2 protein-coding genes and 1 pseudogene are annotated in these 2983 nt (G+C 29.8%); 1 reads left to right on the top strand and 2 read right to left on the bottom strand.

The annotated features are described in order from the left end of the window. Window positions 1–457: 457 nt before the first annotated feature. On the bottom strand, window positions 458–1204 hold the full coding sequence (locus NEH74_RS13330; RefSeq protein ID WP_055305638.1) for a DUF5694 domain-containing protein: 747 nt from the start codon (window positions 1202–1204) through the stop codon (window positions 458–460). Between the two features lie 184 nt (window positions 1205–1388). After that, window positions 1389–1494: pseudogene (locus NEH74_RS13765) on the bottom strand (IS1595 family transposase); the annotation flags it as partial. Window positions 1495–1772: 278 nt separating this feature from the next. Here NEH74_RS13765 and NEH74_RS13320 point away from each other — a divergent pair. Continuing rightward, a complete protein-coding gene (locus NEH74_RS13320) occupies window positions 1773–2240 on the top strand; it encodes a hypothetical protein (protein ID WP_055305636.1) in 468 nt (155 codons plus the stop codon). Window positions 2241–2983 lie beyond the last annotated feature (743 nt).

The following is a 2983-nucleotide window of genomic DNA, read 5'->3' as shown; positions in this document are numbered from 1 at the left end:
TGAGGCTAGCAAACTAAACAGTTCATTCTCTCCTTATATCCCCTTGTATGTGTATCACACATCAGCAGAACGTCAAATCTCCTTGTAAACTCTGGGAGTTTACGGCATAACCCAAAACAGATTCCGTACAGACCAACGATAAGTGTTAAACAGTTCAACCATTTACCGAGGTTCAAAGTCACTATACCAGTGTTTCACTCCATCCTAAAGTTATCTCATCTTTACTAAGAGGTGAATTTAGATGCACTCTATAAAAGCCCCTCTACTGATAATCACTGCTTATCTCCTAAAAAGGTAAATCATCATCACTAATTGAGAGGCACTAATTTCTGTATAAAATATCAACAGCCTTCTAGAACCGTATTAAAAGATAAAGCTCTGTTAGATGAAATTGTTGAATTATATGTTTTTATTTATCCTCAAAAAGACTACAAAAAAACTGCGAATCACGCAGTTTTTATATTTTTGTTGATAAGAATTTAACAACATCTATAACTTTATATTCTCCATGTTCCTCAAAAAATTGAGTTAATAAATGAACATGAGCTGAACCAATAATCAATAAAATTCTTTCTTCATTTGAGTTAAATAATTTTGTTAAATTTTTATAAATGAGCATGTTACGATAATACCAGTATTGTGTGACCCACTGGACACCTATTGGTGTATCCCCATCCTCAATTAAAGCAAGCTTCATATAAAATTGGTGGTCTTTATTCGTTTGTTCTTTTTCATTTAACCATAAGATAAACTCTTTAAGTGTATGCGTGGCTAAATACTTTTTCCGTTCAATTGACTGGTTTTCAACTTCTGGTGCTAACTCCGTCCAAAGTGAATATGGATTTTCACTTAACCATTGAAGGAGAGCTGGTACATGAGATTGCCGCTTATTCCAATTTACACAATAAAGTTTTGGATGTTTAAGTTCTTGAGCTAATCTAAATCCTATTTGATGTTTCTCGTTTGTGCTAAGTTCAAACTTTCCATTAATAAAGTTAATATATTCTTGTTGAATTAAGTCGTCTTGTTCTTTTTCAATCTCTAAAGCAATCTTTGTAGGTTGAAATAATTTTAAACACTGTATTAATTCTGTAATCTCAGTTTGTCTCTTTTCTGATTTTACACTCATTTCTAATGAATATAAATCTCCATTATTTGGACTATCTAAATGATGAACTCCTAATATCATTATTTCTTTTTTCATCCCCACTCACTCCTTTAGAATATTTTACCACATAAACTGATATTAAGAAAAATTTATACAAAAGAAACGGTTCTGACTTTATAATCTTCAATATTTAGTTCTAATTGGATTGACACAGTTTGAAGGAGTAGATTCTTCCCTTTTAATACTTCTTTATCGTCTTTGAAGTATTCTAACCACTTCATCCAATAAAGATAGTTCACCAAGTATTTAGTGGATACCCCTTTAAATCGAGCCATCCAAAGTTTTAGACGACTATGAAAAGAATTGAGACGTTGAATATTGTAAAAGTGATCCGTTCTACATTTTCCATTCTCAATGCGCTTATGCTCTAATCCAAAATCCTCAACAATTTGATATAACGTACACAAAATAGAGCCAGCTTCAATGTGATCTTCTAATACACGACTTAAATCACAACGAGAAGCTATTAAGATAGAAAGAGCTTATGTATTATCTCAGGCTAATTATCCAGATTGTTCTGTTGCTTCCATTAGAACAAGAACCGCTGCCTTTTGTTTAACTTCTAATTGCTAAAATTTAACTTAATGACTATAATAGAATGATAATGAATGAGGGGGGATTACTTATAATAAAGAAAAGACTGATATCTTTAATACGTTTATTAATAGTTTTAGTTATTGGAGTTTTCATAGGAAAAATATTATATGACAAACCCGTTAAAACATTGAGTATTACGACATATGGAGAAGATTGTGGGGCAAATATTTGTAATATTCAAAAGATAACTGATAATAATTCCTTAGGCGAAGGGCTTATCGATGATATTTTAATGCTTTTAATAACTTCAAACCAAATTGGAAGTATCGATTTATTTAATAATATGCCAGATTATTCATTCAGAATTTTTTCATTACAAAGCGATTATACTCTTACGATGAGAGATGTTTGGTTTTTAGATAATGAAACAAGTATTATAGGTGTTGCAAACTATGATACTCATACAATTATGAATGCTATTAAACTTGACCAGCGACAAACGTTATTATTAAAACAAGTAATTAATGCCATTTAATTATTTAGAATATAAGTAAAAAAACGAATCTAATGATTCGTTTTTTTTATAGCAAAATATTTTAATAGGCTAATGTAATATCAACCCTATATTAAAACGGAGCCATTGTAAAAAAACTTCTATAAAAGAAAAATACGAATACATAAAGCAATAATTGTTAAAATCCCAGAAATAATGAGAAAATTTCTTTTTGCTCGTTGAGAAGCCTTAGAAACATCAACATAAGAAAACGACTCTATGATTTGACAAAACAATTCTAATATTGCATCAATCACCGGATCACTTTCACTATTTATGATTACTAACTTCTAAATCTTTATAGTGGAAATATGTACTCAATACTAAACCACTTATACCAGTAATACTTATAATCGCACCTACTACATTCAAATTAATCATTAGCCAAAAAGCACTTCTTTCATCTATAGAAGTTAAAGTATATGCTTCCTCAGCCACTTCTACAGTTGTATAAAAAAACTGAGCAAGTGGAGTAGAAAACAAAATAGTTAAAATACCTATTACAAATAAAATAATGGCTCCACGAGAATCAAGAATCCAAAAAGTTTTTTTTCATATATTTACCTCGTTTAACTAAATTTCTTTTAAAAACGCTGTGTTTTAAATAAATGTTGATAAATATCATAAAAGAAATGCACTCGTTATCCATTTCTTTTATTTTTAAGTTTTTGTTTTTTTTTCAATGATTTTCTCTCTGATTCTTCAACACGTCTATCAATATCTTT

This window comes from Turicibacter sp. GALT-G1 (assembly GCF_025594995.1).
In the GTDB taxonomy this organism is placed as follows: Bacteria; Bacillota_I; Bacilli_A; order MOL361; family Turicibacteraceae; genus Turicibacter; species Turicibacter bilis.
Note: the sequence above shows the minus strand (reverse complement) of the source record. Positions and strands in the feature narration are given on the sequence as shown.